Source organism: Halomonas colorata, assembly GCF_014897985.1.
Lineage (GTDB): Bacteria > Pseudomonadota > Gammaproteobacteria > Pseudomonadales > Halomonadaceae > Vreelandella > Vreelandella colorata.
Window position 1 is genome coordinate 47,535 of sequence record NZ_JABUZA010000011.1, and the last position, 26,057, is coordinate 73,591.

The window sequence follows — 26,057 nt, forward strand, 5'->3', positions numbered from 1 at the left end:
AGTGCTAAGCGCTGCGCTGTGCTTGAGCATCCTCAAGGCGATATTCGACAACCCCCAACCAGCCTAATCCGCGATAGGTTTCATACCCTGGCGTTTCAGAAAAGCTGATCAAACGGCCCTCATCCTGATAGTAACCGCGTACTTCATTGTTGCGCTGTAACGGATAGTGGTTGCCCACTGTATCTTGCTGAGTATCCGCGATAATCCGATAATTTGAATCTAAGAGCATGATGCGGCTCAATGCACGCTCTTCTTGCGTCAAGCCCACGCCCTCGACCACTGCTTTTGCCTGGGGCGCCCAGTCGAAGAAAATTCCTAAGACACCGGTCACAGCGCCGTTACTTTGGCCTCCCTTCCTTATGGCCGTGGCATACGTGGCGACCGATGCACCACCCAGTAAAGAGTTTCGTTCTACATCACTCACTACAAAAGCGTCACCGTCAGTAGTTTTTATAGCTCGCTTGAACCAAGCGGTATCTGCCACATTCTTGCCTTTAACACCCGGATAATGATCAGGTCGGCCATTAGTGATGATATTCCCCTCTGCATCGGCGACCCATAAGTCAAGATAGACCGTGTACGAGCGCAAAATAGTGGCCAGACGCACGCTTGCGTAGTCACAGCACACTGTCGTGGGCGTCTCAACGGCTTCAACCACCGCGCTGTCCGTTGCCCACCAGCGCACGTCACATGAACGCTCAAATAAATTACGATCAATAATCTCGACGGCATTCAGCGCGATATCGGTGAATCGCTGTCCACGAAACTCATTCACCATAGTAGTGCCTGCGGTTTCGATACTTTCAGTGTGTTGTTCCACCTGCTGCCGAAAATCGCGGGCGATTTCATTAATGCCCCCGGATACGCGCCCCATTTCCTGCGCCACTACTGAAAATGCGGCACCACTGCTTCCCGCCCGTGCCGCCTCAATACGCGCATTCAAGGCTAGTATTTCGGTTTGCTGCATGATTTTTTCGATCATGCCGATCTTTTCCCGCGTAATGGTGGCGATATCGTAAGCAATTTTTAAGACGTTGTTATCTTGCATGAGCGTTCCTTTTGTTAGGCGTTTCAAGGGCAACCCAACTTCCCCAATAGTTACAAAGCAAGATATGCGCCAGCTCTCAGTGAACTTGACTGGTTAACGACGTTCCAATAACTGTGTTCCAATAGGGACAAACGACGATGGAGGCTTTTATGCCACAGATGAATCGCGACCAACGCAATACCGCCTGGCAGGCTGCCCACCAGTGGCGCGCCCGCGCTGCACAGTCACAACCTACCGGGCTGATGGGCAGCTTGAAGCTACTTTTAACGTGGCTGGCATTTGGTGTATTGATGGTGGTTGGCGTAGTGTTCGGCCTGTTTTTCCTTTTGATTGGCTGGGCCATGATGCCGTTTGTACGCCACAAAATGAAAAAGCGCATGGAGCAGATGCGTGCAGATCAAGCGCAGGATATTGGCGGGGGTTATGCCGAACCTCAATCACGCCAAGGCCCGCAGGATGCCTTAGAAGGTAGTTTTGAAGTAAAAGAGCAAGCACCCCGCGATTAAGGCTGCGTATTTTTAGTGTTTTAGCCTGCTATTTTTACATTACCTGTCTGTTACTTACATGACTGATGCGCCGCTTTTAAAGCGGCGCATACACCCATGTAAACGCAGCCGCTAAAATGAGCGGCATTACGATCAGGCTACCCAAGTTACCAATCAACACCAGCGAGGCGACTTTCTGCGGCGCAAGCTTAAACTGCTCGGCGACCAGGTAATTCAATACCGCCGGCGGTAACGCAGAAAAAACCAGCAGTACCGCAGTTTGTAGAGGATCCAGGGGCAATAACCACATTAATGGCAGGGCAATGATCAATCCTGAAAGCGGGCACAGTGCCGCCCCCAGCAGCCCCGTTCGCCAATCGCTAAAGTCAACTTCAAGTAGCCGCACGCCCAGGGCAAACAGCATTAAAGGAATGCTTACCCCGCCCAGCATATGCATGGCTTCCAGTAGCCACCCCGGCAGCGGCACGCCGCTCATATTGATTAAAAGCCCAGCCAGACTAGCCGCCACAATCGGCATACGCAGAATATGCCACATCGAGGTGCGCGGATTTATCATGTAAAGGCCTACCGAAAAGTGCAGCACCATTTCCACGATAAAGATCACCACCGCCGCAGGTAAAGCCGCCTCACCAAAGGCCAGTACCAGTAACGGCACCCCCATATTGCCCGTGTTATTGAACATCATGGGTGGCAAAAAGGTTTTTATATCCAACTTTAGCCAAGCCGCCAACGGCCAAAGTATCAGCCCCGACCCCAATACAACGGCGGCAGCGGCGAAAGCAAGCCATGCGTAATCGGCAAGCGGCGCCTGGCGGTCTGCCAACACCGCAAACACTAACAGTGGAACGAACAGCTCCATATTCAGAGTATTCAGGCTGCGAATATCGGGTGTCCGAAAGCGCCCGTAAGCTGCCCCACAGCCTGAAATCAAAAACACCGGTAGCAGTGTCGCTAGAATATGCGCTGTCATGCGCGCCACCTTAATCCACGCCTGTGCATTGCCCTGCCTCATTGTTTTTATTGATCATGCTGTTATTACGTACTCCGTATTGATCACGCCGTTATTGATCTCGTTACTGGCTATGCGTAATGCTAAGGCTCCAGAAAGCGCTGCCATAACGCGTTGACTGCCGTGCGATGCTCTTTAAAATCGTCGGCCTTGCCAATCGCTTTTTCACCGGTAAGGGCCGCGCGGTGGGTACGGCTGCGATAGGCCAGATAGGCGTCTTTTAACTGCTCGGCTTCCTGTAAGGGTAAGTGTTCACTTTCAGCCAACGTTTCTAAAATGCGAATATTATCGCTGTAGGTCAGCAGCGCAGGCGTTTGGTTAGCAAGTGCTAACACCGTGTATTGGCAAAGAAACTCAATATCGACCATGCCGCCCGCGTCGTGCTTGAGATTAAAACCGCGGCTTTGGGCTTTACTGCTAAGGTGGTCGCGCATCTTATGGCGCATCTTGACAACATCCTCGCGTAAGGCGTGGATTTCACGTTTACGGCTCAATATATCGCCGCGCACCTGATCAAACCGCTTGGCGAGCAAACTGCTACCGGCAACTACCCGTGCGCGCACCAATGCCTGATGCTCCCAGGTCCAGGCATTCTGCTGCTGATAATCGGCGAAGGCATCAAGCGAAGTCACCAATAACCCCGCATTGCCCGAGGGGCGTAAACGCATATCCACTTCATACAGGCTACCCGCTGGCGTTACGGCGGTTAGCAGATGAATAATTCGCTGGCCCAGCCGGGTGAAAAACAGCGGCGTTTCAATGGGGCGTGGGCCGTCTGTGGAACCTTTACCATCGCTGTCATGGAGAAAAACCAGATCCAGATCAGAGCCATACCCAAGCTCAATCCCACCTAGTTTACCGTACCCGATCACTAAAAAAGCCGGCTCGTTGAGGTCTAATCCCTCCGGTACGCCGTGTTTACGAGTCACGTGCTTCCAGGCCATCACCAACACGGCGTCCAGGATTACTTCTGCGATATAGGTTAAGTAATCGCTTACTTTCATTAGATGACGCGTGCCGGCAACATCTGAGGCGGCAACATGCAGCATTTGGGCATGTTTAAACACACGTAGTGCCTCTAACTGCGCCTCCTCATCGTCTTCGGGCAGCCGATTGAGCGTTTGGCGCAGCTCATCGGCTAAGCGCGTTTTATCGGCGGGGGTATACAGGGTTTCAGGGGTTAAAAGTTCATCGAGCAGAATAGGATAGCGAGCCAGCTGTGTGGCAATCCAGGGGCTTGCCGCGCACAGGTGCATCAAATGCTCAAGCGCGTGGGGGTTTTCACGCAGCAGCGCCAGATAAGCGGTACGTCGTAGTACTGATTCAATCAGTGGCTGCACGCGAGAAAGCGCGGTATCCGGCGTATCGTTTTCAGCCACGGCCGCCAGCAGAAGCGGCATAAGCGCATCAAGGCGCTCAAAACCGATCCGCTGCATACTTTGCACCTGACGCGATTGGTATAAACTCTGCAGACGCTTAAGCACCCTCTCCGGCTCGATAAACCCCGCACCGCTTAAATAGGCAACGGCCTCATCCTGCTCCAGCTCATTGCGCCAGATTAACCGCCATTGCGCTGGTGTCTGGTGGCTATCGTCGTTGGCGTCCTGAGCATTTTCTTCGGGGTCGGCGATCACCGCATCAAAATGCTGGCGCACGCGCTCACGTACCTTATCAATCTGCTCGATCAGTTGCGCCCAGCTGGCATAGCCCATAGCAAAGGCGACACGGGCCTGATCAGACTCATCGGTAGGCAGCATTTGCGTCTGACGATCTTCAAGGGCCTGGATTACATGCTCGATATCACGCAGAAAAGCGTAGTCAGGCAGCAGCTCATCGACTACCGCCTGAGGCAGCAGGCCCAGTTCCGGCAGGCGCGTTAAGGCCGTGTGTAATGAGGTCACCTGTAGTTCGGTATCACGACCGCCACGAATCAGCTGGAATGCCTGAACCACGAACTCCACTTCGCGAATACCGCCAGGGCCGAGTTTGATATTGCTCTGCATGCCCTTGCGCTTCACTTCGCGGTTAATCATGGCTTTTAACTCACGTAGCGACTCAATAGCGCCAAAATCAAGGTAGCGCCGATACACAAACGGGCGCAGGCTTGCCAATAGCCCAAAGCCTGCGTCTATATCGCCGGCTACCGGGCGGGCCTTGAGCATGGCGTAGCGTTCCCACTCGCGCCCCTGATCCTGGTAATAGCTTGAAAGCATGGCAAAGCTGCCCACCAATGGGCCACCATCGCCGAGCGGGCGTAAGCGCATATCCACCCGAAATACGAAGCCATCGGCCGTCATCGCGTCCAGGGCGGCAATCAGCTTTTGCCCCAGCTTGGTGAAATACTCCTGATGCTCTAGCGGCTTACGCCCGCCCTGCGTGTCGCCTTTTTCCGGAAACGCAAAAATCAGGTCGATATCGGACGAGAGATTCAGCTCGCCCGCGCCCAGTTTGCCCATACCCAGCACGACTAAGCGTTGGGGCGCGCCATCGGCACGCGCAGCGGGCAATCCCCAACGAGGGGCGTAAAACGCTTCAAGCCAGCCTAGTGCCGCCTCCAGACAAATTTCGGCGAGCTGGGAAACCGCCTGTGCGGTGTCCCACATGGTGTAACCATCAGGACGGTTCAAGTCCCGCCACACGATTCCCAACATGCGGGCGCGCCTAAAACGGCGTAATGCGCGCTGCAGCGCCGCTTCATCTTCAGCGCTTTCCAGGGCACTTTGCAGCCACTGCTGCTGGTCACCGCGGGTCGGGGCGGCCTCAAGTTCGCCGGTCGCGTCGAGCTCATCTAGCCACTGGGGGTAGCGCGTAAGCGTATCCAGCGCAAAGGTGGATACGCTCAGCACTTTTGCCAGCGCCTCACGACGCGACGGAGATAGCTCCTCCCAACGCGCTGAGGGCAGTGGCTGCTTGGTCATGGAGGCAACATTGTCAGCTTGACTAAGCGCATCATTAAGCCGCTGGCCCGCCCTTTGTGCCACGTGCTGAAGTGTTTCAGGCAGGTTTTCCAAAGGTAAAAACTTATCGTTTAGTTGCATAACCACCTCACTGCCAAGCGCTGAAACGCTAGCCGAAGAATTTTTGCCAGCCCAAGAGCCCCCAGGTAAACCCGGCGATGATCAGCGACAGCATCACGGCTGCCGAACCGATATCCTTTGCGCGTCCGGAAAGCTCATGATGCTCCGTACCGATGCGATCGACGACGTTTTCGATCGCACTATTCAAAAGCTCGACAATCAGTACTAAAAACAGGCTGCCGACCAACAAAAGCCAGCTGATCGAATCATTACTGATCCACCAGGCAAACGGTAGCATCACCGCAGCAATGCCGACCTCCTGGCGAAAGGCGGCTTCGTTTCGAAACGCGGCTTTTAAACCTTTCCACGAGTAACGCGTTGAGTGCACCAAATGGGTTAAACCGGTATGCCCTGGTTTCATGCAGGTTGCCTCACCTTTTAAGCGTAGCGGAAATTAATTAGCCAAAATCATCGTATCTAAATCGACTGATAACGGATCAAGCACTTCAGACCAGCTTATATAAGGTGTATTACTGTTACCGTTCACAAATACGCTAAACACGCCCCACCGCCCCGACGCCGTACGAAAGTAGCCTGCCGCGGCGCGTACCGCAAAGGGCTGGTTCAACGTACCGGTTTTCAGCATCACGTTATTTTGAAACGTGGAGGAGCCGCGGCGAATAAACCGCATCACGCCGTTCGCGGGCGATTGAAACGCAGCCACAAAGCTTGGAAATAGCGAACTTTGCCGATACATATCCTCCAGCATGACGTTAACCCCGTGAGCCGAGGTACGGTTTTCGGTGGTCAACCCGCTGCCGCTATACAGCGTTAACGGCCCGTGCCCCGGCAATTGCTGGGCATAGGCCTCAATGGCTGAACCTGCCTGACGCAGCTGGGCCTGAGGAGTTTCCACCAGGTTTAAAGCCAGCACATCGGCCATGTAGTTATTGGAATAGTTCATGGTGCGCAGCAGAAGCTCTTGTAACGGCTGGCTATCCACGGCGGCTAGGCGTGCCGCGCTGCTCAAAGGCTGTGTTGACGTAACACGCCATGGGTCTCTTACGTGGATACCCGCCTGATTGAGCATGCCTAAAAGTATCTGCGCGGTCTCTTCAGCGGCATCGCCCGCGCCCCGATAAACATCCTGGGCCCTCGCATTGGTCGAAATCTGCCCGGTCAAACGCATTACATCGCCACGCTCATCGGTCACGCGCACGGCGCTGATTTCAGTCCCGCTATTGGCAGGGCGGGTAATCACCTGGTTATCGATATCAATAAGCGGCAGTTGGCTATCGCAAAGCGCCGTGCGTGCCGGCTCCCCTGAAATAGAAGAAGGCGCTACGTTGACGCACCAGCTACCAAAATTAACCCCTGCCGAGGTTAGCGGCGCGCTGTAAGCATTGGTTACCCGGGAAAGCGCATTGCAGCGGTCATTGGTAATGCAGTTAACCGGGCCAAAGCGCCACTGGCTTACTACCAGCGCACCGTCGACTTCATTGACCCCCGCCATCTGTAAGCGCTGTACCAGGCGCCAGAGGTTTTCCGTGGTTAGCCCCGGGTCACCGCCGCCGTCAAATTCCAGATCCCCACGCAGAATGCCGTTATCGATGATGCCGCTGCTGACCAGTTGGCTGGTAAAGCGATGCTGCGGGCCAAAGCGGTTTAACAACGCTGCAGCCATATAAGCTTTAGTGACCGACGCCGGGGACATTTGGCGCTCAGGATTAATGCTGCCCAAAAGGGCGGGCATATTGGTATCCAGCAGACGCGCCTCGGCACTAATTGAAAAGCCTTTTTCCTGTAACTGGCTCAACCGGCTAAAATCGGCCAATGCCGAAGTGCTGACCGCGAAAGTGGCGGCGGCCACGCTGGCGATTAATGAACAACGCCATTGGCGCGCTGCTGCTTTAAAGAAGTACATCACTTTTACCTGCCTCAATGTACATTCATTTTGGAAAACACGTGCAGCATGATTACTTCCGCTCCAGCTCGACCTGCAACCGCCAGAGCGTTTGCCCGCTTTGATCGTACTTGGCTTCAAACGGGGTTAAGTATTCACCGTCAGGCGTCCATACGCCCACCTCGGCCTGTCGTCCGGTAACTTGCGCGACCGCCAAAGCGAACTCCTCGACATAAAGCTGCCAGTTAGAGCGCAGCTCAAGGCACCCGCCTAGCGCCAACAGTGTGGGTAAAACCGGATGCCCATGCCAGCGCATCTTTAAGTGGGCCGCCTTGGGGTAAGGGTTGGGATACAGCAAATAGTGGCGCTCCGGCGCCCAATGCGCCTGCTTTGCCAACCTCCAGAAATCAACCAGATCCGCGCGTACCAGCAGCGCGTTATCCGGCAGTGCGCCGTGATCACGCCCCAGGCGATCTTCACTGCGATCGATTCCTATTACTGCGCAGTCAGGGAACTGCAAGGCAAGCTTTCTTGTCGAAACCCCAACGCCACAGCCTGAATCAAGGATGAGTGGAGCATTACAAGCCTGGTACCAGTGATTAGCCTGCTCAAATGCCTGCTGAGTATGATCAGCAATAGGCTTGCGCAACGGATGAGCCAACGCCCGGTCCACCTGGCGTGCTAAATCATGATGAGGGCCTGGCTGATTAGTGGTAACGGATCGAGAAGTGTACTGCATGCCATCCTCGGCTTGAAAAGAGGCGATTCTATCAGTCTCCGGCGCTTGCAGCATGACGGCGTTAGTCACCCGGTGCTATGATCACGCCCGAGATATTTATTAAGCTCAGTGACAGCGTAAGATTTACCCTGTTATTGACAATAATTGTTATTTAAAACCACCGCACCACGAGGAACCCGGCTTGTCACACTTACCGGTGATTGTCGGCATGGGCGGCATCAATCCCGCCGGCAGAAGCTCGGGCCATCAGGCCTTCCGCCGCACCGTGCTTGATGCCCTTCCCGCTGACCAGCAGCGCCAGACGCTTGAGGGCCTTGCAGCCCTGATGCAGCTTGTCGAGCACTCTGAAAAAGGGTGGCACGACCGTGTAGGACAGCCCATAGACTCGCCTGCCCAGTCGCTGCGCGAACAGGTGTTGAACCACACGCTGATTCGCCGTAACGAGGACCCCAAATTCCTCGCGCCTGGGCTGCCCGCAAATCGTCAAGCCAGTCTTCAGCTAGCCGAGCCGTTGCGCTTTACACTGCGCCGCCGCCAGTTGCCGGAAAACCTACCGGAAACCTGGCAGGTCCGGGATCTGAGTGCCCGTGAAGTAGAAGTCATCGTGCCGGCAGGCGTGCTTGAAACGCTGCTACCTGACGCCCAGACGCCCAAAGTGCACGCTGCAGCTCAGTTGCCTAGCGGCTTTGACCCCGCCAGTCTTTATCGTAGCGTGCACCACCCACGCGGGCTGTCGATGGCCATTTTTGGCGCCAGCGACTGCCTAGGGGCCAGCGGTTTCTCCTGGGAAACGCTGCGCCAAACGCTGAATCCAGACCATATTGCCGTTTATGCAGGCAACTCCATCGGTCAATTGGACGATGCTGGCTGGGGCGGCTTGATGAAGAGTCTGGTGAGCGGTCAGCGTGCCACCTCCAAGCAAATGCCGCTAGGTTACGGGCAGATGCCCGCCGACTTTTTGAATGCCTATGTATTGGGTAGCGTTGGCGGCACCGGCGCCGTACTAGGTGCCTGCGCAAGCTTTCTATACAACCTGCGTTTGGGTATCGAAGATATTCGTGCAGGACGGCGTAAAGTGGTGATGGTGGGCACGGCCGACGCTCCGATTACGCCTGAAATCATTGAAGGCTTCCGCGCCATGGGCGCCTTGGCTGACGATGCGAGTTTAAAAGCTCTGGATGCGCTTGAACTGCTGACCGACGCTGACTATCAGCGCGCCAGTCGACCCTTTGCGCGCAACTGCGGCTTTACCATGGGTGAAGCCAGCCAGTTTGTTCTGTTGATGGATGATGCGCTGGCGCTTGAAGTAGGCGCAGACATTCTCGGAGCAGTGCCGGAAGTATTCGTGAATGCCGATGGCTTCAAGCGCTCTATTTCAGCGCCGGGCATCGGCAACTACATCACGCTGGGCAAGGCCGCAGCACTGGTGCGCAATATGCTGGGCGAAAAAGCGCTGCAAGAGCGCAGTTTCATGCACGCACATGGCACGAGCACCCCTAAAAACCGTACGACTGAATCCCATGTGCTGCATGAAATCGCCCGCGCCAACGGTATTAGCGAGTGGCCGGTAGTAGCGATTAAGTCATTTATCGGCCACTCTCAGGGGTCAGCGGGGGGTGATCAACTGGTGAGCGCGTTGGGCAGCTTCGCCCACGGGTTACTGCCCGGTATTCCCACTCTGGATGAGGTGGCCGACGACGTGTATGCCGAGCGGCTACGCTTCTCCCAAACGCCCATAGCCTTTAAAGCGGATGCCGCCTTTATTAACGCCAAAGGCTTTGGCGGTAATAACGCAACCGGCGTTGTGCTTTCCCCCGGCGTTACCGAGCGCTTGCTGCTTCAGCGTCATGGCGCCGCCGCGATTAGCGCCTGGAAGGAGCGCCGCGAGACCGTGCGCGCCCAAGCGGCCGCGTATCTTGACCAGGCGGATGCCGGCCATTACGCGCCACGTTATCAATTTGGCGAAGCGGTGCTCGAAGGCCCCGAACTGGATATTCACGCGGACCGTATTCACATCCCGGGCTATGCTCAAGCGGTATCGCTGGCAAGCGATAATCCTTTTGGCCGAATTGACGAAGAGGATTCGGAATGAGCGAGCAGCGCTTTAACATTGCCGTTTATCCAGGCACCTTCGACCCGATCACCAACGGTCACTTCGACCTTATCGAACGTGGCGCCAGGATGTTCGATAAGATAATCATTGCCGTGGCGGCAAGCCCTGGCAAACGACCCAGTCTCGATCTTGACACTCGGATTGCTCTGGTCAACGCTACCTGCGCCACGCTTGGCAATGTTGAAGTCGTGGGCTTTTCCAATCTGCTGACCCGCTTTATGCATGAACAGGGCGCAACCATCATGCTGCGTGGCCTGCGTGCGGTGTCCGACTTTGAGTATGAGCTACAGCTTGCCAATATGAACCGGGCGCAAAACCCCGAGCTTGAAAGCGTATTTCTCACTCCGGCGGTGGAAAACTCGTATATCTCTTCCACCATTGTGCGTGAAATCGCCAAGCTGGGCGGCGATATTTCACCGTTAGTTCCTTCCCAGGTCGCAGAAGTATTGCGTAAGCACTACAATACGTAACCACCAACATTGTTGAGTAAAACACTCGGGTATAGCGTTTAGCGACGCCTGGGTGTGCCAGCCATTCGCGAGGTATGCCCATGGCCCTGATGATCACCGATGAATGCATTAATTGCGACGTCTGCGAGCCCGAGTGCCCGAACGATGCGATCTCTCCCGGCGAGGAGATTTACATCATCGACCCAAACTTGTGCACCGAGTGCGTTGGCCACTTTGACGAACCCCAGTGCCAGCAGGTTTGCCCGGTAGACTGTATTCCGCTTGACCCCGCGCGCTCTGAAACGCAGCAGCAGCTTTTGGAAAAGTACCGCATTATTACTGCTGCTTAACGTTTGTCGTCTCGCGTGCGTATATGGGCCATCGCCTGGCCAATTATCCTTTCCAATATTACCGTTCCGCTTCTCGGGCTGGTCGATACTGCTGTGGTCGGGCACCTGCCCGACTCACGCTATCTGGCCGCCGTGACGCTAGGCGCTACCCTATTCAGCTTTCTATATTGGGGCTTTGGCTTTCTACGCATGGGCACTACCGGCCTGGTGGCCCAGGCAATGGGCCGGGAAAGCGATAGCGACGTACGCCATTTGCTGGGCCAATCGCTGATCATCGCTGGAGTGATCGGCGTACTCTTAATTCTGTTCTCCACTCCGCTTGTCTCATTGGGGCTGAAGCTATTGGACGGCAGTGACGCAGCGACGCCCCTGGCCCGTGAATATGCTCAGATAAGACTGTGGTCGGCCCCCGCTGTTCTCGCCAACTATGCGATTTTAGGTTGGTTTTTAGGTCAACAGAACTCTCGCGTGACCTTGATGATCCTGCTGCTGACCAACAGTATCAATATCGTGCTGGATATCTGGTTTGTGGTGGGGCTAGGCATGACCAGCAATGGCGTTGCCTGGGCAAGCGTGATTGCCGACTATAGCGCGCTGGCATTTGGCGGCTATCTGGTGCTGCGCCAGCTTAAAACACTCGAAGGACATTTTTTGCGCGCTCGGCTGCTGGCGCTTTCCGCCTATACGGCCCTTTTCAATATCAACGCCAATCTGTTTGTCCGCACGCTCGGGCTGCTATTCGTCATGGCTTTTTTTACCGCGCAGGGTGCGCGTCAGGGCGATACAGTTCTGGCCGCCAACGCCGTACTGCTTCAGTTTATTATGCTGACAAGCTATGCACTCGATGGCTTCGCCCACGCGGCGGAATCATTGGTCGGCCGCGCCTATGGCCGCCGCGACTGGCAGGAGCTGGCATCTATCGTTCGCCGGGTGGCGCTGTTTTCTTTCTGGACGGCAGGCGGCGCCTCGCTGCTCTTTGCATTTGGCGGTAATCACTTGGTTGCCCTGCTGACAGGTCTTGAGGAAGTGCGGGCAACCGCTGCCGTGTACCTTCCCTGGATGGTGGCAATGCCGTTAATTGCCGTGTGGAGCTATCTTCTAGACGGTATTTTTATCGGCACCAGCGCGGTACGTGAAATGCGCAACAGCATCTTTATCGGCATTCTTTTCTACCTGCCCGCCTGGTGGCTTACTCAAGGCCTTGGCAATCATGGTCTTTGGCTCGCCTTTACGCTGTTTATTACGGTTCGTTCCGGGGTGCTTATTGGGTACTATCAACGCTACCGGCATACCCGTTGGTGTTAAGCGTTTAAATAAATCCGCCGCCGTGCTATCCATTGGCTTATCGTTCTAAAAGCGGACTTTTTTAAACGTGAAAGCCGAACCACACCGCCGTATATTAGCAACGCAATTCCTATAAAAAATAAGAGAGCCACTCATGCTAAAAATGATATCGAAACCGGCCGTCAAGCTGGTCGAGCGCTATCTGCCCGACCCGTATATTTTTGTGCTACTCCTGACCATCGTAGCAGCGGTTGCCGCCATTGCCGTGGAGCGCCAAACGCCACTGGCGGTGATGCGTATGTGGGGGGACGGCTTCTGGGGATTATTAACCTTTTCCATGCAGATGCTGCTGGTGCTGGTGACAGGCTTCATGCTGGCAAGCTCGCCGCCGGTAAAGCGCATGCTACAAAAGCTTGCGGGCACCGCAAAAAGCGCAGGCGGGGCGATTATTCTGGTCACCCTGGTGTCGCTTGCCGCCAGCTGGATCAACTGGGGGTTTGGTTTGGTGGTCGGGGCGCTCTTTGCTAAAGAGCTTGCCCGCCTGGTGCGGGTGGACTATCGCCTGCTAGTTGCCAGCGCCTACTCCGGCTTTATCGTATGGCACGGCGGTTTAGCTGGATCAATCCCCCTGACGATCGCCACCGAAGGTCACTTCACCGTAGATCAGATTGGCGTTATCAGCACCAGCTCCACTATTTTCGCCTTCTTTAACCTGGCAATAGTCGTGTGTCTGTTTATCGCGGTGCCGCTGGTGAATCGCTTAATGCTGCCCGACGAGAAAGACAGTGTTTATATCGATAGCCAGCTGCTGGAAGACGAGCCAGTATCGCAGGGCCGGATTACCCGCCCCGCCGAAAGACTTGAAAACAGCATGGCGCTTTCTCTGCTGGTTGGCGTGCCTGGGCTGCTGTTTTTGCTTGACCACTTCATCCTCAGAAACGGTGGTTTAAACCTTAATATCGTTAACTTCCTGTTTCTGTTTTTAGCCATTGTGCTTCACCGCACCCCACGCAACCTGCTGACCAGCCTTAATGAAGCGGTTAAGGGCGGCGCCGGGATTGTGATCCAGTTCCCGTTTTATGCGGGCATTATGGCGATCATGGTGCAGTCAGGTTTGGCTCAAAGCATGTCGGAATGGTTAATTTCGTTTGCCACGGCTACCTCGTTGCCGTTCTGGTCGTTTCTTAGTGCCGGGATTGTTAACCTGTTTGTACCTTCCGGTGGAGGCCAGTGGGCAGTGCAAGCGCCGGTTATGCTGCCCGCAGCGCAAGCACTAGGGGCTGATATTTCGCGCGTGGCGATGGCCGTTGCCTGGGGCGATGCCTGGACCAATCTGCTGCAGCCCTTCTGGGCATTGCCGGTGCTGGCCATTGCGGGCTTGAAAGCCAAAGATATTATGGGCTTCTGCCTTATTCAGCTGTTGATTACCGGGATTATTATTTCCGTGGGCTTAGTTTGGTTCTAAGCCCTTGAACCCTCTGCCCGCCCACAGGCGGGCAGAGTCAAACCAAGGACACGTTATGTCAGATACAGCGCCAACGGATTTACCCGGGCAGCACGAACTGTCGATGACCGTACTCATGACACCCGACATGGCCAACTTCAGCGGTAAAGTCCACGGGGGAGCCATTCTTAAAAAGCTGGATGAAGTCGCCTATGCCTGCGCTAGCCGTTATTCCGGGCACTATGTAGTGACCCTATCCGTGGATCAGGTACTGTTTAAGCAGCCGATTCACGTGGGCGAATTAGTTACCTTTTTAGCCTGCGTCAATCATGTGGGCCGCTCCTCTATGGAGATCGGTATCAAAGTGGTTGCCGAAGATATCCGTAACAAGCTGATTCGTCATACCAATAGCTGTTATCTAACCATGGTGGCTGTCGATGCTGATGGCAAGCCTGCTGGCGTGCCTCCGTTGATACTAACGACCCCGATTCAAAAGCTGCGCTTTGAAAAAGCGGCTCTGCGCAAAAAACACCGCAAGCAGGCCGAACAGGAAGAGAAATTAACCCAGCAGCACTATCAGTCACAGGCTTAAACTGTCAGGCGCAGGCTTAATTGATTAGATGCAGGCGCTGTGTAGCGCTAGTACGCTGTATTGGTTTTTTCCATCAACAAGGAGGTTGCATGCCTATTAGGCGGCGCTACCCACAACTCCCCAGGCCTGTTGAGTACGCTCATATCGGTTGGGATTTACTGATTCTGATTGCGGTAGTGCTGAACCTGGGACTTTTGCTATTTGATTCTCTGTATTTGATCACGCCGATCAATCAGGCCATCGCTGATCTAACGCCTGCTTTTCACGCGTTTTACGAGCGTGAGATTCACAGTCGTTTTTTCCATATCGATCTATTTTTTGTGGGCTTTTTTGTTGCCGACATACTGCTGGGCTGGACCGTAGCGGTCGCCGAGCGCCGTTATCATCGTTGGTTTTTTTACCCCTTTGTACATTGGTATGACGTACTGGGCTGCATTCCGTTAAGCGGCTTTCGCTTACTGCGTGTATTGCGCGTGGTGTCGCTACTCCACCGCTTGCACCGCTTACGCATCATTAACGTTAAGCACTGGTCCATTTATCAGTTTTTCTTCAAGTACTACGATATCCTTCTCGAAGAACTTTCTGACCGTATTGCTCTACGGCTTTTGGGCAATGTGCAGCAGCAGATTCTGTCCAGCGACTCGCTCACCGAGCGCGTGATTGACCGGGTAATCATGCCGCGCAAAACGCAGCTGATCAGTGAAATCGTCCAGCGTCTGGAAAGCACCGTTGGCGAGGCGTATCAGCTTAATCGCGCCTCGGCGATGACGGCCATTGATGACTTGGTGAGCCGTACGCTGCGCGAAAGCCCCGAGATCCAGCGCCTGCACCGCCTGCCCATGGGGCAAACGGCGGCCAACGCCATGCAGGCATCCATCAGCGGTGTTGCTCAGCGGCTGGTAGATGAACTGGCGTTGGGTATTCATTCGCCGGAATTCAGACAGTTAATCGAGCGAACGGCGGAAAGCGGCTTCGACAGCTGGCTGACGGTCGATGAAAAAAGCAATCGGATCACAGAATTGGTGCTGTACGATATTCTGGAAATGCTCAAAGAGCAGGTTAACCGTCAACGTTGGAAGGATCGTTATGAGTAGCCAGTGGTTAGTACTTGGGCCAGTAGCCCTTTATATCATGTCGATGACACTGACCCCTGGGCCCAACAACGTGATGCTCACTGCGTCAGGTGCCAACTTTGGTTTTAGGCGTACCCTGCCGCATATGGCAGGTATTGTAGGTGGCTGCTTTATTCTATTTTCGAATATAGCGCTGGGCCTCGGGGTGCTGTTTGAGCGATTTCCTGCCATACAGCTGGGGCTTCGCTGGCTGGGTAGCGCCTACCTGCTCTATCTTGCCTGGAAAATCGCCAGCGCTCCGCCGCCTAACCTTAAGGGCAGCTCACATAGCATACCGCTTACCTTCTGGCAGGCAGCGGCGTTTCAGTTTGCCAACCCCAAGGCCTGGATCATGGGGCTTGCCTTGATGGCGGGCTTTCTCCCTGAAAACGGTTCGGCGGTAGTCAATGCCCTCATACTGGCCGGATTTGCGGAACTGGTCGCCATGCCCTGCTTGGCCGTTTGGGCGGGCTTTGGCATGGCGATCGGTCACTGGATCAAAAGTGACGGTGCCTGGAGGGCATTCAATATCATCATGGGTCTACTCACCGCCGCGTGTGTCATCCTGATTTTACGTTAACCGCAGCGCAGCTCTTCGATATCATCGTTATTGTCCAGATGTACATTCAACCGATCGGGACGATGGTCCATCGTGGCCGCGTCCCCTGGTCGCAGTACCCGCACCTGGCGCGACTGGCTCTCGCTTTGTAGCTGGGGCACGTTTGCTTCATCAAATGTCTCACCAATGGCATAGCTCACCGCCTCGGTATCGCAGCTATCCATGGATGTAGGCGGTGCGTCCTGGGCTTCATTGGCAGCCGACGTTTTGGCGGCATCTGACCCGGTGGCGCACGCCGAGAGCAACACAAGCATTCCACCGCTTAATACAATTTTCGAGGAGCGTACCGCATCGGTATATAGCCACGTTTTCATAGGCTTGCCCTGATTTATAGTTAATTAATTGTTTTATAGAGAATAGGTGGCTAATACACAAAGCGGGCTAGGCGTCCGCCTAGCCCACTCGACATCGTCAAGGTTTCACTAACCTTAGCTAGCGGCGTCCTGCACAGCTTGACCGCCTTCTTGCACATCTTGGCCAGCACCAGAAATTGTGTTGCAACCGGCTAACGCGCCTGCCGTCATTAATAGGATAAAAGTCGTCGCTAAAAGCTTTTTCATAGATGTTCTCCTTAACGTGTCAGACAACAGAAATCTCCTCTGGCAATGTCTACCTTTCTGAGGAGTACTTTCAGCGTAACAGCGTTTTGGCAATTTCGCCTGTTTTCCATGGCTTAGTTTCTGCGGCTGTCTTCATTTTCTTATTTCACCTACTATATTCTGCTTTCTTACCTACCTATTTTTTGCTTTTACCAACCCCAACGCGCCCGGAGTGCGCCCATTGAACACGTTTGCTCTTGATCAACGCCTGGAAGCCGATACGTTTCCAATTGCTGACTTGCCGCTTTGCCGGGCGCTATTGATGAACGATGCGCGCTATCCGTGGGTGATCTTAGTCCCCCGCCTGGATAATGTAAGCGAAGTATTCGAGTTATCCGACGTAGATCAGGCCCAGCTATGGCGAGAAGCCACCCAGCTGGGTAGCGTGATGAAAACGCTCTTTGACGGCGACAAGCTCAATATTGCAACGCTGGGCAATGTGGTGCAGCAGTTGCATATTCATGTCGTGGTGCGAAAGCACGCTGATGCGACCTGGCCCGCGCCGGTATGGGGTAACGGCAGCGCCGAGCCTTATGCGCTTGACCAGCTTGCCAGCCTGCGTGATCAGCTTATCGCTCATATTGATCGCCTGGCGGTTGATTGACCTGCTCTCAACGCATCAACGGGTTACCCTGCCTGGCCGGCGGCTCACCAAGCAGCGGCGTACTGGCGGGTTGGGAAACGCTGGCAATCGAAAGCGTCACACCGAGCAAGATAATCGCTAAGCCACCCGCCAGCGCCGCCCAGCCGACCGCCTTGTGAAGGTGTTGGGATACGCGCTGCTGCTTGGCTAAACGCCGCGTGGCCCACCTGCGCGCAAAGACGCTGGCCAGCGCAAGTGCTGATACGGTAATCCCGGTACCCAGCGACATGGCCAATACGGATAGCACGCCAACATAAAACTGGCCCAGCAGGCTGGCCGCACCGAGTAGCAACACCGCGCCGCTGCAGGGGCGCATACCGATCGCGAAAACGGTCATCACGGCAGTGCGCCAGTCTAGTGCCTGCTGCGGCTCAATATGATGCGCGCCACCGCAGCAGTGATGATGCCCGTGGTGGTGACTATGGTGATGGCTATGATTGTGGTTATGAGGACGACTGTGGTCGTGATCCTGGCTTACAGGATGAAACGTCATCGAACTCACCGGACGATAGGCGGCACGCAGCTGTTTGTAAGCCCGAATGCATAGCCACACACCCAGCAGCGTTACCAGTAAAAAGCTTGCCTGCTCGACCCAGACAACGCTCCCCATGGCCTGACGCGTCAGCCACCCCAGCCCATGTACCAGAATGGCGACCATGGCAATCGCGGTAACGCCTTGCAGTATTGAAGCAGCAAAAGAAAGCCCCAGCGCTCGGCGGGTGGCACCACCATGGGAGGCTAAATACGTTGCCAGCACCGCTTTGCCATGGCCTGGCCCTGCGGCATGAAAAACGCCATAGCCAAAGCTTACGCTTAATAACACCCACCAAGTGGCACGCGAGGGCTCACGGGCAAGTTCGGTAATTGCCAGGGTAAGCGCGCGGTGAAGCTCCCGCTGCCAGGCGAGTAGCTGATAGCTCATCCCCTGCAGACCGCCTTGCAACCCCCATATCAACACCACCGCGCCAAGCACCAAAAGAGCGACCAAAGCCCAAGGCCTACGCATTACTAGCGACTGCATAACACACCCTATTTTGATCATTGAAAGCTTTATCGCTTTATGAAAGTCGCACCCGATTAACGGCAGTCGATATGGCCGGTTTCGGCAAAGTGGCGCCCCAGCCCTGGTTCACCTTCTTCGTCTACGTCCAGTAGCGCCGCCTGCATGACTAATTCAGGGTCAGGATCAGCGCCTAGAATGCTTAGCGCACAGGCCGGCTCACCGTGCAGTACCAACGCATTATCAGTTGGCTGGTTGTTCTCTGCTTCATGGACCATTTCAATGTAATACGTCGGGTCAAATATCTGATAATCGAGGGAGTGTCCGGCTAACGGCTGGGGTGTTTCTAGGGGCAGGATAAACGTAAAGACAAGCCGACCATCTTTTTCCATGGCGGTATATTCGCTGACCTCGCCCAGCGCCAGCGGCTCACCATCTCGGCGGATTTCGGTAAAGTAGTGCTGCGAGGCAAGGTTATTGCGTATCTCCAGGCCCAGCTGATCAAGCCCTTCGTCCAGACTCACGCCATCCACCTGGGTGAGCTCTTCAAACACCACCAAACTGTAAAAGGGATCCATTCGCCAGATTTGATGCAAGCCACGCACTACCCCTTCATCATTGGTCATGACCCGGATACTGAAATCAATCCAGCCATGGGGGTGCGCGGCGGCAAGCGGGCTAAGCATAAGGCTGATGGCACCTGCCGCCAGCGCCCAGCGCTTTGCGGTATAACGGGAGCTTTCAATTACCTGATGACTGCATTGCTTCACGGTGCTAATCCCAATTTTGCTTGTAAGCTGACCAGCCAAGGATCCAGCAAATACGGCGGCAGCGATTGATTACCTCGCCAGGCCGCAACACTCACCTGACTGCCGCGACCAGCATCCCTTACCTGAACCTGCAGACGATACTCAGGCCAGCGGGCAAGCGCCCCCTCCGCCCGGCCTAGCGCCAAATCGGCATGGCGTATTACGTAGCCCTGTTCCATCATCAGCTCGACCGCGCTTCGAAACGTGGTGTCTACCGGGGCGGCATACACCAGCTCGCGCGGGGCAGAAGGTGATGTAGTGGCACAGCCTGCCAGTAGTGCCAGCAAAGCACTCACACTCGCCCATTTCATGATTACCCGCCAACGTTGCCTCATTGCACGCTCCTCATCGGCCGGCTGCTTTGTCCGAGTGCACTTTCAAAGCGCTGGCAGAAATCCTGGTTACTCGCGCTGTAGGATTCACGTATATCGCCCAGGTGGTCGAAGCGGCGAATATCACGCGAGATACGCACGGACTCCTCACTGATTAACAGCGACACCCGCTCGACCTCCAGGGGCTGTTGATGAAGCCCGCCGCCAAAGCCCAGCCCCACGCCAACACCGCTGCCGCGCCCGATACCCAACCCACCGAAAAGGCGCATTCCGCTGCCATAGCCATAGGCGCGATCATACGGATCGTAGTAACCATGTAGGGCTTTTTGTCGGCTTGCGCTGACCAGGCCTAATGCTGTATCGGTGGAATCAAGTTCAAAGCCCCACTCAGTCAGCACCTCGACACTTTGGCGCAGCGCGCCGAGTTCACCGCCAGCCACGTGGTTCGGGAAATAACACGCCGCAGAAGGCGCAGGCTCAGCCTGGGGCAAGCGGTCTGGCGTCACTTGACAGCCTGCCAGTGCCAACAGGCAGGTTAGCGTAATTGGTATCGGCTTCATGTTAGATCCTCGAACGTTCATCACGGCTGGTCTGTCACCAAGCGGCGCGTTAAGCTCGCCTACTATCACAATAGATGAAAGATATCACGATAGATGAAAGACAATAATTTGCGGAGGTCGTGCAATGAATATCCTGCTTTGCCCCGATAGTTTTAAAGATGCTTTAAGCGCTGAACAGGCGGCCAAGGCGATGGCTCAGGGCGTCCTTAAAGCCGCGCCCCAAGCGCAAACGCACTGCTGCCCGATGGCTGACGGCGGCGAAGGCAGCCTTGATGCACTGATTGCCGCGACCGGCGCCAAGCGCTGCGTTGTCGATGTTCAGGATGCGCTGGGCCGTCCCCGTAAAGCCGCCTGGGGCTGGCTGGGTGAACAGCGTACCGCGTTTATCGAGCTGGCAGAAGCCAGCGGCCTACAACACTTAACCCCTGAAGAGCGTGACGCGCTGCATACCTCCACCTTTGGCGTGGGCCAGATGCTCTTGGCGGCGCTGGATCAAGGCGCCGAAAAAGCCTTGCTGCTGCTGGGGGGTAGCGCCACCAACGATGGCGGCGCCGGTATGCTGCAAGCGCTGGGCGCAAAACTAACCGCAACCAGTGGCGCACCGCTTGCCCCAGGTGGCGCGGCGTTGGCAACGCTTGAAACGCTGGACCTTTCGGGGCTTGACCCACGCTTAACGTCACTGAACGTGGAAGCCGCCGTGGATGTGGATAACCCACTGTTAGGCGAGCGCGGGGCAAGTGCCGTGTTCGGCCCGCAAAAAGGCGCCTCGCCTGATCAAGTGGCTCAACTTGACCACGCCCTGGGCCGCTTTGCCGATATCAGCGCCCGCGTATTAGGCAAGGATTATCGCGACTTACCAGGTGCCGGTGCCGCTGGCGGTATGGGGTTTGCCGCGCGCGCCTTTCTTGATGCCACGCTGATGCCCGGCATTGAAATGATTATGCAGCAGGCCGATATGCCCGCCCTGCTCAATAACGCCGATCTTGTGATTACCGGAGAAGGCCGACTGGATGGGCAGAGCATGTCGGGCAAGACGCCTATCGGCGTTGCCCGCGCGGCCCAGCGTCTGGGCAAGCCCGTCATCATTCTCGCTGGTAGCCTGGGTGACGGCTGGCAGGCTTGTCTTGATGAAGGCGTAACAGCAGCGTTTGCCTTGGCGGATGGCCCCATGACCCTGGAACAGGCGCTGCCCAGAACCGCTGAACTGCTGGCGACGCGCTGTGAAAGTATTATCCGGGTGTGGATAACCCCCTCGCCCTTTGAAAACCCTGACCTTTGAAAATATTGCCTTTGAAAACATTGCCGTTGAAAACATTGCCCTTGAAAACATCGCCCCTTGAAAAACCCTGCCCGTGCCAGCATTACTCAGTGAGAGCGCAAACGTTATAGCGGTAAACGCAATGCTATAAGGCTATGGGCGCGATACACAAAACCTGGTTTGCAGCGCCCTGGCAACGTTTTATGCTAATCAAACGATTTGATAGCCGTTTTACTCGGCTCCAACATGGAGGTACGACATGACCGATACCAATAGCATTGGCTTACATGAAAGCAGCGCCAGTCAGTTGGCTGAAAAGCTTAATCACCTGCTGGCCAACTATCAGATCTTTTACATGAACGTGCGTGGCTACCACTGGAACGTTAAGGGTAGCGATTTCTTTGAGCTGCACGTCAAATTTGAAGAGTTCTATACCGACCTGCTGACCAAGGTAGACGAAGTCGCCGAGCGTATTCTGACCCTGGGTCACAAGCCAGTACATGCGTATAGCGACTACGCCACGCTTTCCCACATTCAGGAAGATAAAGACGTTCACGACGGCAAGGCGTGCGTGAATGGCGTGCTAAAAGGCTACCAGACGTTGATTGAACTGCAGCGTGAAGTACTGTCATTCGCCTCGGATGCCGATGACGAAGGTACGGCATCACTCGCCAGTGACTATATTCGCGAGCAGGAAAAAACTATCTGGATGCTGAACGCTTACCTCGGTAAGTAACAAGTACTCCTCGCAGATATAGATACACAAACGGCACCTAAGCGGTGCCGTTTAGCGTTGGCTAGCCTTTCTGAGCCAAATCTTCCATCAATGCGCGCAGCATGCGCCAGAACTCATCGACCGAGGCAAGCTCTACGCGCTCGTCCGGTGAGTGAGCGCCGCGGATCAGCGGGCCAAACGAGATCATATCCAGGTGCGGGTATTTGCTGCCTATAATGCCGCACTCAAGCCCCGCATGAATGACCTTAACCGCAGGTTCCTGCTCAAACAGAACGGCATGGCGCTGGTTAAAGATGGCAAGTAACGCACTGCCTGGGTGAGGCACCCAACCGGGGTAGCTGTTCTCCACACGCACGCGCGCGCCAATTAACCCAAACAGCGCCTGAAAGCGGTCAGCCAAGGCGGCGGTTGCCGTATCGTGCAGGGAGCGTACTAGCGCACACAGGTGCAGACGCCCCGCTTTAAGGCTTAATACGCCTAGATTGTTGGAGGTTTCCACAACGCCCGGCACATCGGCACTCATGCGTTCAACTCCGCAAGGCGCGGCATGTAGCGCCGCCACCAACATAGTGCTGGCATCCAGAGTTAGCGGCTCAACGGACTCATGATTTACGCTTCGCGTGGCGCTCAATACCAAACCGCTATCCCCCGTGCTTAGCTCGGCACGCAGGGTATTTTCCAGCGTCTTCAGCGCGTCAAAAGCGGCATCCACGTCGTCAGCGGGCAGGGCAAGCTGAGCAAACGCTTCGCGGGGGATGGCATTACGTAGCGTGCCACCCTGATAGCTCACCAGGCGAGCATCAAACGCTTCTAGGGTACGCAGCGCACGCACCAACAGGCGGTTGGCATTGCCCAGCGGCTTATGAATATCAATCCCCGAATGGCCGCCTTTCAACCCCGTTAGGGCAAGATCAATCAGCTGTTCATCGTCACGCAGCGCGGTACCCGGCAGGAGCGCATCAACCACTACGTCAGCACCACCCGCACAGCCGATATACACTTCGCCGCGGTCTTCACTATCCAGATTGAGCAGCAATGAGCCTTTCAGCCAGTTTTCGGCCAAGTTCAGCGCGCCCCCCATGGAGGTTTCTTCTTCAAGGGTAAATAGCGCTTCAAGCGGGCCATGGGTAAGCTCTGCATCTTCAAGCACGGCGAGAATCGCCGCTACGCCCATTCCGTTATCGGCCCCAAGGGTTGTGCCCTCAGCGTGCAGCCAACCATCGGCTACATAGGTACTGATGGGGTCGCGCGAGAAATCATGGGTGCTGTCGGAATTGGCTTGGGCCACCATATCCAAATGGCCCTGCAGAATAACCCCCGGTGCCTGCTCACAGCCGGGCGAGGCCGGCTTACAAATACGTAAATTGCCAAAGCTATCACGGTCGTGGGCAAGCCCCTGAGCATCGGCCCAGGCTTCGAGTATCGCGACTAGCGCGGCTTCGTGCCCAGACGGGCGCGGGGTGTTACACAGCGTACGAAAGTGGCGCCAAACGATGGACGGCGTCAACGCGTCTAAATGTGCGTTCATAAAAACTCTTCATTATCAGTAATCGCCCCACTTTACTCCTCCGAACGATGCGGGAAAAGTATGTATTGTGAGGCTAATTGTTCAACGACTTGGCGCAGCGCACGCACGCTATCACCGTGTGCTGCCGCTAAAGGGCGATTTTGAAACGCCCACGCCGCTAACTGCTGGTGTGCAGTGGCAGCGCTTATATCCTGCAGGCGACTAGTTTCACGCGCCAGCGCTTGAAGCGCCGCCCGCGCGAATACCGGGTCACGGTGCCCGTGCGCTACATCGTTGATGGTTTGGCACTCTTCAGCAGTGAGCGGCATTGAAGGCAGCGCCCTTAGCAATAACGCCACCACGTCAGGCGGTAACGTCGTTAATTCGAATGCCAGCAACCCCGGTAGTGACGCGCTAAAACTTGCCGTTAAGCTACTTAATACGCTCTCGCCCTCAGCGTTCAGCGCCCTGGCCACCATTACCGCAAATTCCCCTGTGGCCGCTTCACGCGTGATGCCCAAGCGCACGGGCTGAAACCCTTGAGCCAGCCAGAAGCGTAGCAGAGATGCTTCCGCGCCGAACGTGGCGCCATACAGCGCTACTCCTTGGCCCGCGGCCTCGCGACTATCTTCGGCAATTAGCTGTTGGCCCAACCCTTCCCGGCGGCGTTCAGGATGCGTGGCAATCCGCACCACACGCCGCCAACGAGCGGTAAGCGCAGCGCGGCTGCCCATATGCGCGGCAAGCGACTGGGCCATCAGGTGGCCCTGAGGCCGCCGCACCCCCAACGCCACCTGCTCGGCAAGCTCAGGCGTAAAGCCACCCTCCTCCCGGGCCACCAATACGGCCTGCGGTGCGCTTTCCTGGCCTATCAGCCGCAGCGAAGTGCCCGGCCCATCCAACAGCTGACGCAAATCGCTGGGCGACGTGCGGTAATGAGACTGCACCAGAAGGCCAAACATAGCCTCAAGAGCAGTTTCGTCTTGAGCAAGCTCGGCGCGCTCGAGCGTATAAGAGGCTGACGCTTGATCGCGCTGATCAGAGACCGGTAGAGGCGCTTTTAACAACAGCAGCCGGTTGACCGTTGCCTCAAGCGGGTCTCCCCCAGCCCAGCGAATCGGCGTATTCAGCGTTAGCGCTTTCCACTGCGGTGTAAGCCGCGCCAACACATCGCGAAAGCGCAGCGCAAACCCGCGCCCAGAACCTTCATAGCCATCAATAGTGGTCGCAAACGCAATCCGCGGAAATGCCGTAAGCCACTGGCCGAGCAGGGAAGCCGGAACCGCCGCCGCTTCATCAACCATTAAATAACTGCCATCGCCCCCCAGTTTCTTGGTCGCCACCTGTTCGGTGAGCACATCGGGGGGTAAAAAGCACAGCTCGCTTTTATTCGCGAGCTGAAAGCGGCTGGGCGTGATGCGCGCTCCCTCGGGGCAGAGAGCTTCCAAGCGCATAAACAGGCTTTCCACCGCGCTCAAGCGTGGAGCCGTGACGATGATAGACGACGTGCCGCCTGCTAGAAGCCGCGCACAGGCAATTCCCAGGGCGGCGCTTTTGCCCCGCCCTCGATCCGCGGTAATGACCAGCGGGCGGCGGCGCTTTAAGTTCACCAGTTGGGTAACGATAGCGGCCTGATCGAGCGTCGCGCATGCGCTGTCGTTAACGCTCTCTTGGTGCGCTGAGCGTGCGCTCAAGCGGGGAAGCTGCGGCCGATCGGGCACGTGCCAGGTAACGATATCTGTGCGCTCATCAAGCAGGCGAGCCAGACGCGCTAAATAGTGGGCGGTTAACTGCTCCCACTGCCAGGGGTGATCGGCAAACCGGGCATAATCAGGGTCTGGGCGCTCACCCCAAGGGTAAGGCGTTATCAGCACCAGCAAGCCGCCCGCCAGCAGCGTACCCGCCAGCGCCCCCAGCGCTTCAGGGTCAAAGCCTGCGCTGCCGCTGGCATCCATGACCACAAGCTGATGCTCGGCGCCCAAACGCGTACGCGCTTTGCGCGGCGTAATCCAAAGTTCAACCGGCGCACTATCTGTCTGATGGGCAACCCATAAAGGCGCTTGCCAGCAAGCGCTCTGCCATAGTTTGAGAGCTTGATCACGGCACTCAGCGGGCTCTCCCGTAAGCCATACCAGCTGCCGCCATCGGCGCCTATGTAAGCGTTTGGCATGGGCCATTAAAGCTCGCAAGGGTAACTGACCAGGCATACTTAACGTTTTCGTCAATCCTTCTTGTGACAACGCTGGCATTGAGCCTCCTAAGTTCCATTATTTCTTTAAAACTTTTTTAAAACTTTGGTTGAACAAAAAGGCGTTTTTCAACGCTAAGTATCCTAATCAAGCAGGCTAAAAAATCTCGAAAAAAACGTAAGCAACTGATTAAGATAAATATAAAATTTCAAAAAAATAAAAATTTTCGATTTTTACTT

The 26,057-nt window shown here is 55.7% G+C and carries 26 protein-coding genes; 12 read left to right on the plus strand and 14 right to left on the minus strand.

The genetic code is table 11. From position 1 onward, the window contains the following. Window positions 1–4: 4 nt before the first annotated feature. Window positions 5–1,048, minus strand: coding sequence for a PDC sensor domain-containing protein (locus tag INT33_RS07980; protein WP_193091572.1), 1,044 nt, complete (start codon window positions 1,046–1,048; stop codon window positions 5–7). A gap of 149 nt (window positions 1,049–1,197) precedes the next feature. Here INT33_RS07980 and INT33_RS07985 point away from each other — a divergent pair, with 149 nt between their 5' ends. Then, window positions 1,198–1,554, plus strand: coding sequence for a hypothetical protein (locus INT33_RS07985; protein ID WP_192538502.1), 357 nt, complete (start codon window positions 1,198–1,200; stop codon window positions 1,552–1,554). A gap of 76 nt (window positions 1,555–1,630) precedes the next feature. Here the strand turns inward: INT33_RS07985 and INT33_RS07990 are convergent, their stop codons facing one another. The 5 genes from INT33_RS07990 to trmB all read right to left on the minus strand — a co-directional run bounded on the left by INT33_RS07990 (window position 1,631) and on the right by trmB (window position 8,222). Continuing rightward, entirely contained in the window at window positions 1,631–2,524 is an 894-nt protein-coding gene (locus INT33_RS07990) for an AEC family transporter (protein WP_193091573.1), read from the minus strand. Window positions 2,525–2,646: 122 nt separating this feature from the next. Further along, entirely contained in the window at window positions 2,647–5,601 is a 2,955-nt protein-coding gene (gene glnE, locus INT33_RS07995; protein ID WP_193091574.1) for a bifunctional [glutamate--ammonia ligase]-adenylyl-L-tyrosine phosphorylase/[glutamate--ammonia-ligase] adenylyltransferase, read from the minus strand. 28 nt (window positions 5,602–5,629) lie between these two features. Next, window positions 5,630–6,001 (minus strand): diacylglycerol kinase, encoded by a 372-nt coding sequence (locus tag INT33_RS08000; RefSeq protein WP_192538499.1) that lies wholly within the window; start codon window positions 5,999–6,001, stop codon window positions 5,630–5,632. A gap of 33 nt (window positions 6,002–6,034) precedes the next feature. Next, window positions 6,035–7,504, minus strand: coding sequence for a D-alanyl-D-alanine carboxypeptidase/D-alanyl-D-alanine endopeptidase (dacB, locus tag INT33_RS08005; RefSeq protein ID WP_193091575.1), 1,470 nt, complete (start codon window positions 7,502–7,504; stop codon window positions 6,035–6,037). Between the two features lie 52 nt (window positions 7,505–7,556). Beyond that, window positions 7,557–8,222, minus strand: coding sequence for a tRNA (guanine(46)-N(7))-methyltransferase TrmB (trmB, locus tag INT33_RS08010; protein ID WP_193091604.1), 666 nt, complete (start codon window positions 8,220–8,222; stop codon window positions 7,557–7,559). A 208-nt stretch (window positions 8,223–8,430) separates the two neighbouring features. Between trmB and INT33_RS08015 the strand changes: the two genes are divergently transcribed. The 8 genes from INT33_RS08015 to INT33_RS08050 all read left to right on the plus strand — a co-directional run bounded on the left by INT33_RS08015 (window position 8,431) and on the right by INT33_RS08050 (window position 16,146). Beyond that, window positions 8,431–10,314 (plus strand): beta-ketoacyl synthase, encoded by a 1,884-nt coding sequence (locus INT33_RS08015; protein WP_193091605.1) that lies wholly within the window; start codon window positions 8,431–8,433, stop codon window positions 10,312–10,314. Continuing rightward, complete coding sequence (coaD, locus tag INT33_RS08020) at window positions 10,311–10,805, plus strand: pantetheine-phosphate adenylyltransferase (protein ID WP_193091576.1); 495 nt, start codon at window positions 10,311–10,313, stop codon at window positions 10,803–10,805. The genes INT33_RS08015 and coaD overlap by 4 nt, the downstream gene beginning before the upstream one ends. 80 nt (window positions 10,806–10,885) lie before the next feature. After that, complete coding sequence (locus INT33_RS08025) at window positions 10,886–11,134, plus strand: YfhL family 4Fe-4S dicluster ferredoxin (RefSeq protein ID WP_192538496.1); 249 nt, start codon at window positions 10,886–10,888, stop codon at window positions 11,132–11,134. Window positions 11,135–11,149: 15 nt separating this feature from the next. Continuing rightward, the gene (locus tag INT33_RS08030; protein ID WP_193091577.1) at window positions 11,150–12,439 is read left to right on the plus strand and encodes an MATE family efflux transporter; all 1,290 of its coding nucleotides are present in this window, start codon (window positions 11,150–11,152) and stop codon (window positions 12,437–12,439) included. A 133-nt stretch (window positions 12,440–12,572) separates the two neighbouring features. Further along, entirely contained in the window at window positions 12,573–13,883 is a 1,311-nt protein-coding gene (locus INT33_RS08035; protein WP_192537710.1) for a short-chain fatty acid transporter, read from the plus strand. 55 nt (window positions 13,884–13,938) lie between these two features. Beyond that, window positions 13,939–14,454 (plus strand): acyl-CoA thioesterase, encoded by a 516-nt coding sequence (locus tag INT33_RS08040; protein ID WP_193091578.1) that lies wholly within the window; start codon window positions 13,939–13,941, stop codon window positions 14,452–14,454. A gap of 89 nt (window positions 14,455–14,543) precedes the next feature. Continuing rightward, window positions 14,544–15,548: an ion transporter gene (locus tag INT33_RS08045; RefSeq protein ID WP_193091579.1), complete on the plus strand. Its 1,005-nt coding sequence runs from the start codon at window positions 14,544–14,546 to the stop codon at window positions 15,546–15,548. Continuing rightward, a complete protein-coding gene (locus INT33_RS08050; RefSeq protein WP_193091580.1) occupies window positions 15,541–16,146 on the plus strand; it encodes a LysE family translocator in 606 nt (201 codons plus the stop codon). The genes INT33_RS08045 and INT33_RS08050 overlap by 8 nt, the downstream gene beginning before the upstream one ends. Here the strand turns inward: INT33_RS08050 and INT33_RS08055 are convergent. Together INT33_RS08055 and INT33_RS08060 are read right to left on the minus strand one after the other, a co-directional pair. Then, window positions 16,143–16,499 (minus strand): I78 family peptidase inhibitor, encoded by a 357-nt coding sequence (locus INT33_RS08055; RefSeq protein ID WP_193091581.1) that lies wholly within the window; start codon window positions 16,497–16,499, stop codon window positions 16,143–16,145. The two genes, INT33_RS08050 and INT33_RS08055, sit on opposite strands and share 4 nt — an antisense overlap. A 114-nt stretch (window positions 16,500–16,613) precedes the next feature. After that, window positions 16,614–16,745 carry an entericidin A/B family lipoprotein gene (locus INT33_RS08060; protein WP_192537715.1) on the minus strand — a complete coding sequence of 44 codons (132 nt, stop codon included), beginning with the start codon at window positions 16,743–16,745 and terminating at the stop codon, window positions 16,614–16,616. A 220-nt stretch (window positions 16,746–16,965) separates the two neighbouring features. On the opposite strand from INT33_RS08060, the gene INT33_RS08065 reads away from it, so the two are divergent. Then, window positions 16,966–17,388, plus strand: a complete 423-nt coding sequence (locus tag INT33_RS08065; RefSeq protein ID WP_192537716.1) for an HIT domain-containing protein — start codon at window positions 16,966–16,968, stop codon at window positions 17,386–17,388. Between the two features lie 7 nt (window positions 17,389–17,395). Here the strand turns inward: INT33_RS08065 and INT33_RS08070 are convergent, their stop codons facing one another. From INT33_RS08070 to INT33_RS08085, 4 genes are all read right to left on the minus strand, one after another. Then, the gene (locus tag INT33_RS08070) at window positions 17,396–18,433 is read right to left on the minus strand and encodes a nickel/cobalt transporter (protein ID WP_193091582.1); all 1,038 of its coding nucleotides are present in this window, start codon (window positions 18,431–18,433) and stop codon (window positions 17,396–17,398) included. A gap of 71 nt (window positions 18,434–18,504) precedes the next feature. Beyond that, entirely contained in the window at window positions 18,505–19,137 is a 633-nt protein-coding gene (locus INT33_RS08075) for a DUF1007 family protein (RefSeq protein WP_264298933.1), read from the minus strand. A 56-nt stretch (window positions 19,138–19,193) separates the two neighbouring features. Further along, a complete protein-coding gene (locus INT33_RS08080; RefSeq protein WP_193091584.1) occupies window positions 19,194–19,571 on the minus strand; it encodes a hypothetical protein in 378 nt (125 codons plus the stop codon). Beyond that, the gene (locus tag INT33_RS08085) at window positions 19,568–20,128 is read right to left on the minus strand and encodes a hypothetical protein (RefSeq protein ID WP_192537719.1); all 561 of its coding nucleotides are present in this window, start codon (window positions 20,126–20,128) and stop codon (window positions 19,568–19,570) included. Before INT33_RS08085 ends, INT33_RS08080 begins: the two co-directional genes overlap by 4 nt. Before the next feature lie 124 nt (window positions 20,129–20,252). Between INT33_RS08085 and INT33_RS08090 the strand changes: the two genes are divergently transcribed. Together INT33_RS08090 and INT33_RS08095 are read left to right on the plus strand one after the other, a co-directional pair. After that, on the plus strand, window positions 20,253–21,407 hold the full coding sequence (locus tag INT33_RS08090) for a glycerate kinase (RefSeq protein ID WP_193091585.1): 1,155 nt from the start codon (window positions 20,253–20,255) through the stop codon (window positions 21,405–21,407). Between the two features lie 238 nt (window positions 21,408–21,645). Then, a complete protein-coding gene (locus INT33_RS08095) occupies window positions 21,646–22,122 on the plus strand; it encodes a Dps family protein (RefSeq protein WP_018918857.1) in 477 nt (158 codons plus the stop codon). Between the two features lie 61 nt (window positions 22,123–22,183). Here INT33_RS08095 and INT33_RS08100 read toward each other — a convergent pair whose 3' ends face one another. Both INT33_RS08100 and INT33_RS08105 read right to left on the minus strand, forming a co-directional pair. Continuing rightward, entirely contained in the window at window positions 22,184–23,650 is a 1,467-nt protein-coding gene (locus INT33_RS08100) for an aminoacyl-histidine dipeptidase (RefSeq protein ID WP_193091586.1), read from the minus strand. A gap of 32 nt (window positions 23,651–23,682) precedes the next feature. After that, entirely contained in the window at window positions 23,683–25,878 is a 2,196-nt protein-coding gene (locus tag INT33_RS08105) for a tRNA(Met) cytidine acetyltransferase TmcA (RefSeq protein ID WP_193091587.1), read from the minus strand. Window positions 25,879–26,057 lie beyond the last annotated feature (179 nt).